The sequence below is a fragment of the Actinophytocola sp. genome (assembly GCF_045807065.1).
GTDB lineage: Bacteria > Actinomycetota > Actinomycetes > Mycobacteriales > Pseudonocardiaceae > Actinophytocola.
Genome location: NZ_JBJMIE010000828.1, coordinates 1 through 6,343 on the forward strand (window position 1 = coordinate 1; position 6,343 = coordinate 6,343).

The window sequence follows — 6,343 nt, forward strand, 5'->3', positions numbered from 1 at the left end:
CTCGTGGTCGAGGATGTGGCAGTGGTACATGAACTCACCGGTGGCACCCGCGAAGTGACCGGCCACGGTGATCCACTCGCCCGCCTGCACCTGGAACGTGTCCTTCCAGCCCTCCTCGTACTGCTCGATCGCCCGCCCGGCGCCCGGCACGGCCACCGGCGCGGTGGTGCCGCCCACCGCCACGTCGAAGCCCGTCACCGCGCCGGCGGTGAGCGGGAACTGCCGGCGGGTCAGCAGCTGGAACTGCGCCATGTGGATGTGCATCGGGTGCGTCGGGCCGCCGAAGTGGAGGAAGTTCCACACCGCCCACCGGCCGTGGTCGAGGAAGAACGTGGTCGTGTCGTCGAAGATGGTCGCCACGCGGCGGAACGTGCGCACCGCCCCGTTCGCCGGGTCGGTGACCTGGAGGACGCCCTCCGCCGGGAACTGGGTCGGCACCTCGTCCGTGTCCGTGATCTCCGCCAGCTCCCAGATCTGCGGGTGCGCCTCGCCCGCCGAGCCGGGCGGGACCAGCGCCGCGAACACGTGGTCGTGGTCCTCCGGCACGGTCGTGCCGTGCGCCAGCCGCACGTACGACTCGGACAGTTTCGCCGGCAGCACGAACGACTCGTGCCGGTCGCGGTTCTCCACCCGGAACTCCATGACGTCCGGCTCGACGCCCTGGCCCGGGTTGCCGTTGGTCAACCGCGGTCGCTGCCCCTTGAAGCGGCTGAAGTCGATCAACAGGTCCACGCGCTCGGCCGGCGCGAGGACCAGACCGCCCGGCGTGCTCACCGGGGTCTGCCTGGCCACGGGCACCGGCGCGGGTGCCGGTAGCAGACCGCCGTCGGTGCCGATGATCCGGACCGCGTCGTTCTGCGGGTTGCCGTCCTCGTCGACCAGGTTCAGCCGGTAGAACCGCGAGTTGGACGCGTTGAGCACGCGGAAGCGGTACCAGCGCGCGTCGACGTCCAGGTGCGGCCAGATCACGCCGTTGACCAGGGTGAAGGGCCCGGTGAACGGGATCACCACGCCGGGCGCCACCTCCGCGGGCTTGAACAGCAGCTGCCCGTTGAGCGCGCCGGTCTCCGGGTCGGTGTCCAGGTTGCGGTCGGTGATGATCAGCGGGATCTCGTGATCCATGGCCGGCAGGCCCAGCCCGTCCTCCTCGTCGTCCCGGACGATGTACATGCCGGCGAGGCCCGCGTGCACGTTGAACCGGGTCACGGCCATGGCGTGGTCGTGGTACCAGAGCGTGGTCGACTGCTGCTCGTTCGGGTACTCGGTGAGCTGGGCGCGCTTGCGCAGCGTCGCGTTGTGCGCCCAGCCGTCGTTGCCGCCGTTGGTCAGCGCACCGTGCAGGTGCACCACCGTCCACGCCGGCAGGTCGGCGACCCCCGCGATGGCGGGCCACGGGTTGCCGTTCGCGTCGCGACTGCCGGGCTTGTTCGCCTCCTGCGGCGGCGCGGTCACGGCCACGAGTGGAATGGTGCCCTCGATGTCGTTGCTCCACGCGACCCGCAGCTTCTTCCCGCTGCGGACCTCGATGGTCGGTCCCGGGAACTGCCCCTCGTACGCCCAGACCGTGGTCACCGGCAGCTGTGAATGCAGGCGCACGCCGGCCCTGGCGAGGTTGACGGTGATGTCTTCCTGGTGCCACCACGAATGCGGCCGCAGCACCGGCGGAATTCGCAGTGGGTCGAGAAACTTGGTGAGCCCGTAATTGGGTCCGTCGCCCGGCGCGAGAGCCGGCACTGTCGTCGACGGTTGTGAGAGGACGTTCGTCATCGGGTTTCCTCCTGGCATTACTGCGGTAATTTGCCAGGGGCGCACGGCCGTTGTGACACAACGGCTTCTCAGTTTTGTGTTCCCCCAGTCCCCAGTCACCGAGCCCCCGCTCGGCTGTTCGCCAGCATAGGTGAATTTCGCGAACCGCGCCAAGGAATCAGTGAAGGCTCACAGTAATCACGCCGACGATCACTTCAGTAACGGACCGTGTTCGGCAATGAATTCGGTCACGGCGGCGGTGAACGCGGCGCATTCCGCGTCGCCGGTCGCGAGGCTCAACGCGATCATGCCGCGGCGCGCGAGGTGGAATCCGCGGTGCAGCATGTCCAGGTGGAACAGTTCCCGGTGGGCCGGGGTGCGCCGCATGTCCCTGGGCGCGCTGATCGGCTCCCGCTGGAAATGGACGGTCAGCATGCTGCCGAGCCCGGTCCACCGCATCGCCACGCCGTCGCACGCGCCGTTCAGCTCGGCACGCAGCCGCTCCCCCCTGGCGAACAGCGCCTCGCTCGCCTCGGGCGGGAACAGCTCGGTGAGCCCGGCGTACCCGGCGGCCATGCTGAACACGTTGTTGTTGAAGGTGCCCGCGTGCGGCACGGCACCCGGTCGGCGCGGGTCGTACCTCGCCATCAACTCGGCGCGGCCGCCGAAGGCGCCGAACGTCATGCCGCCGCCGGTGTACTTGCCGAGCGTGGTCATGTCCGGGGTGACGCCGAACAGCTCCTGCATGCCGCCGCCGGCCATGCGGGATGTCATGACCTCGTCGAAGACGAGCACCGCGCCGGTCTCGCTCGCCCCGCGGCGCAGGAGCTCCAGGAACTCCGGCGTGGCCGGCACGCACCCGCCGCTGCCGAGCATCGGCTCGACCAGGATCGCGGCGAGGTCGCCGGCGTGCTCGTCGACCAGCCGCCCGGTGGCGGCGAGGTCGTTGTACTCACCGAGCACGAAGAGGTGCGGCCCGTTGTCCGGCACGCCGCCGTCGCCGACCGCCAGCACCGAGCCGTGGTAGCCCCCGTCGAACACGAGGACGGTGCGCCGCCCGGTGTGCGTCGTCGCCGTGGCGATGGCGAGCAGGTTGGCCTCGGTGCCGGAGTTGGTGAACCGCACGAGGTCCAGCGACGGGAACCGCGCACAGAGGACGGCGGCCAGCCGCGCCTCGTGCTCACCGTGCGCGCCGAGGTTCCAGCCGCCGTCGAGCGCGGCGTCGACGGCCTTCCTGATCACCGGGTTGTTGTGGCCGTAGAGGCCGGCGGTGTAGTCGCCGAGCAGGTCGACGTAGGTGTGGCCGTCGAGGTCGGTCAGCCGGCAGCCGTCGGCGCGGGCCATGGTGAGGGGGAAGGGCGGGTAGAACAGCGTGGTCCTCGTGTTGCCACCGGGCATGGACGCGGCGGCGCGCTCGTGCGCGGCCCTGCTGCGCGGGTTGGCCGCGGCGAACCGGTCCCGCGCCTCGGCGACCGCGGCGTCCAACGACATGCCCGAAGTCTGCGAACGCCGGCGAGCAGGCGTCAAGAACGGTCCAGCGCAGGACAACCGCGGCGCGAGGGCGTCCGGCGTGGACCTAGGTCTCCTGGAGGAAGAAGCGGCTGTTCTGCCGCATGTTGGCGACGATCGCGGCGGGCGCCTTGGCGGGTGACCCGGCGTCGTGCGGTGGCTGCGGGTCGTACTCGAGGCCGAGCTGGATGGATTGTGCCGCGATGTCCCCCGCGATCCGGTTGGCCAGCTGGAGCGCCATGTCGATCCCGGCGGAGACACCGGCCGCCGTGACGTACTTGCCGTCGAACACCACCCGCTGCTCGACCGGGGTGACCCCGAACGCGGGCAGCTGGTCCAGCGCCAGCCAGTGCGACGTCGCCTCGCGCCCGTCCAGCAGCCCGGCCGCGGCCAGGACGAGTGATCCCGTGCACACCGACGTGGTCCAGGCCGACGTCCGGTCGACCTGGCGCAGCCACTCGTGGACCTCGGCGTCCGCCATGAGGTCGACCTGTCCCGGCCCACCCGGCACGACCACGACGTCGGCCGACGGCACGTCCGCCAGCGGCCGGTCGACGACCAGCCCGAGCGTGCCGGCACCGGCCCGCACCTCGCCGACCTTCTTCCCCGTGAACACGACCTCGGCCTCGTGCGCGAACCTGAGCACCTCGTACGGCCCGACGGCGTCCAGTGCCGTCATCCTGTCGAAGAGCAGGATCGCGATGCGCATTGCGGTCTCCCGGAATTGGTGCCGTGCCCCCGGGCAACGGTAACGGTGTGCGGCACGCCATGGCGAGTGCCACCACGCGGACGGAGGCGGCCTGCAAGACTGACCCCTGTGGAGGGGACGAGACGACATGTCTGGCCGTTCGGCCTGATCACGGCGGGCTTCGCGATCGTGAGCCTGCTCGCCGCACGCCGGGTCGCACTACCCCATTGGGTAGGCCAGCTGATGAACCAGGGGGGACCGCGCGGCCGGCTGCACGCCGGGCTGCTGGCGGTCTTGCTGTTACTGCTCGCACACGGACTGCTACGCCGGCGCAGGATCGCCTACTGGACGGTGCTGGCGCTGGCCGGCTGCGGGGTCCTGCTCGCGGGCCGCAGCGTGGTGGCGCTGCTGCTCGTGGTGGCCGGCGTCACACTGATCGTGCGCCGCGAGCAGTTCCCCGCGGTGCCGAGACCGACGCGGGTACGGCTCGCGGGGATGTGCGGGCTCACGGTGCTGGCCGCCGGGGCCGTGTACGACCTGGCCCTGCACGGGCACGCCGAGCTGCGGCTCGACCTCGGCTCGCTGGTGCTGCTCGGGGTGAGCGTCACGCTGGTCGTCCTGCTGGCCCCCGCCCCGCCGCCGACACCGGCGGACGGGGACGTCCGGGCGCGGGTGACCGAGCTGGTGCGGCACCCGTCGTCGGACACGCTGGCGCCGTTCGTGCTGCGCAACGACCGGTCGTACGTGTTCAGCCCGGACGGTCGCGCCGCGGTCGGGTACCGGGTGCTGCTGGGTGTTGCGGTGGTCGGCGGGGACCCGGTCGGCGAGCCGGAGGCGTTCCCGGCCGCCGTGGACGAGTTCGTCCGGGTCTGCGACCGGGCCGGCTGGCGGGTCGGGGCGCTCGCCCTGCGCGACGACCTGGCGTTCCTGTGGCGGCGGCACGGCCTGCGCACGGTCGGCATCGGCGACGAGGTGCTGCTCGACGTCGGCGCGTTCACGCTGTCCGGGCGGGCCATGCGCAACGTGCGGCAGGCCGTGCAGCGCACCCACCACTTCGGCGTGACGACGAGCATCGTGCGGGAGGGCGACCTCGACACCGGCATGCGCGCGGAGGTGGCCGCCCTGTCGACGCACTGGCTGCGCGGTGCCGGCGAGCGCGGGTTCTCGATGATCCTGGACGGGCTGGCCACCGGAGTGCACCCGGAGTGCGTGCTCGTGCTCGCGCGGGACAGCACGGGCCGGCTGGTGGGCTGCCAGCGGTACGTGCCGAGCGGGGACACGCTGTCGCTGGACGTGATGCGGCGCGAGCACAACGCCGTCAACGGGCTGAACGAGCGGATGATCGCCGACATCGCCGCGTACGCGGCCGAGCACGGCATCCGGTTGGTCTCGCTGAACTTCGCGGCGTTCCGGACGCTGCTCGACTCGTCCCGGCGCAACCCGCTGGAGCGCACGGCCTACCAGGCACTGCACGTGCTCGACCCGTTCATCCGCGTCGAGTCGCTGTACCGCTTCAACGCGAAGTTCCACCCCGGCTACCAGCCGCGCGGGGTCGCGTTCCCGTCGTGGCTGTCCGTGCCGATCGTGGCGGCGGCCATGGTGGGCATGGAGTTCGGGCTGATCTACGACCGGCACCGGTCCGTGGGCGTCCGGCCACCCGTCGAACCGCGGCAGATCCCGTCCCGTTGAGCTATGCCGCTCGGCGGGCGGGCGCATCGAGGTGAACCGCCGCCGCGGCCGCGCGCTGGTGCCACACCAGGCCGCCGCCGTCCCGTAGGCCGGTCGCGTGGGTGACGCGGGCCACGACGATGGTGTGGTCGCCGCCGTCGCGGCGGCCGTCCGCCGTCAGTGCCAGGCGGGTGGGCACGTCCGGGAGTTCGGGTGCCGCGGCGGCCAGTACCGGCAGGTCGCGGAAGCGGTCGCCCGGGCCGGCGAAGCGGTGGGCCAGGTCCTCGTGGCCCACGCCGAGCACGTGCAGGCACCAACGGCCGGCGCCCACCGCGGCGTCGTGGCTCTGGTTGGCCTGGTTGACGCAGAACAGCACCCGCGGCGGGTCGACCGACAGCGAGCACACCGAGCTGACCGTCAGGCCGCCCGGCCGGCCGTGAGCGTCGTAGTAGGTGAGCACGGTCAGCGGGGCCGCCAGGGTCGCCATCGCGGCCCGGAACGTCGGCGCGTCGATCACGGTCGCCTCCCGGAGAGCCAGCGGCCGGTCGGAGCACCGAACTCGCCGCGTTCCGCGTCCCACACCACCCGGCCCGCGCGGATCGTCGTGTGCACGCGGCCCGTCATCGTCCAGCCCTCGTACGCCGACCAGCCGCACTTCGAGCGCACGTCCCGTGCCGAGAACAGCCACCGCTCGTCCGGGTCGAACACCACGAGGTCGGCGTCGGCGCCCAC

Annotated in this window: 5 protein-coding genes and 1 pseudogene; 1 reads left to right on the forward strand and 5 read right to left on the reverse strand. The window is 71.9% G+C overall.

The genetic code is table 11. The features are described from left to right. The 3 genes from ACJ73U_RS47790 to ACJ73U_RS47800 all read right to left on the reverse strand — a co-directional run. The coding region (locus ACJ73U_RS47790; protein WP_407784461.1) for a multicopper oxidase family protein at positions 1-1,767 on the reverse strand (1,767 nt) is incomplete at its 3' end. Between the two features lie 189 nt (positions 1,768-1,956). Beyond that, a complete protein-coding gene (locus ACJ73U_RS47795; RefSeq protein ID WP_407784462.1) occupies positions 1,957-3,237 on the reverse strand; it encodes an aspartate aminotransferase family protein in 1,281 nt (426 codons plus the stop codon). Between the two features lie 85 nt (positions 3,238-3,322). Continuing rightward, entirely contained in the window at positions 3,323-3,964 is a 642-nt protein-coding gene (locus tag ACJ73U_RS47800) for a DJ-1/PfpI family protein (protein WP_407784463.1), read from the reverse strand. A 108-nt stretch (positions 3,965-4,072) separates the two neighbouring features. Between ACJ73U_RS47800 and ACJ73U_RS47805 the strand changes: the two genes are divergently transcribed. Beyond that, complete coding sequence (locus ACJ73U_RS47805; protein ID WP_407784464.1) at positions 4,073-5,632, forward strand: bifunctional lysylphosphatidylglycerol flippase/synthetase MprF; 1,560 nt, start codon at positions 4,073-4,075, stop codon at positions 5,630-5,632. A 1-nt stretch (position 5,633) separates the two neighbouring features. On the opposite strand, the gene ACJ73U_RS47810 is transcribed toward ACJ73U_RS47805, so the two are convergent. Continuing rightward, positions 5,634-6,128: a flavin reductase family protein gene (locus ACJ73U_RS47810; protein ID WP_407784465.1), complete on the reverse strand. Its 495-nt coding sequence runs from the start codon at positions 6,126-6,128 to the stop codon at positions 5,634-5,636. Beyond that, a pseudogene (locus ACJ73U_RS47815) lies at positions 6,125-6,343 on the reverse strand (dihydroorotase); the annotation flags it as partial. The pseudogene ACJ73U_RS47815 and the gene ACJ73U_RS47810, both read right to left, overlap by 4 nt.

Bases quoted from the DNA above. Each gene is read 5' to 3' on its own strand.
- ACJ73U_RS47800 (WP_407784463.1), bottom strand. From the start codon at position 3,964: ATGCGCATCGCGATCCTGCTCTTCGACAGGATGACGGCACTGGACGCC.
- ACJ73U_RS47795 (WP_407784462.1), bottom strand. From the start codon at position 3,237: ATGTCGTTGGACGCCGCGGTCGCCGAGGCGCGGGACCGGTTCGCCGCG.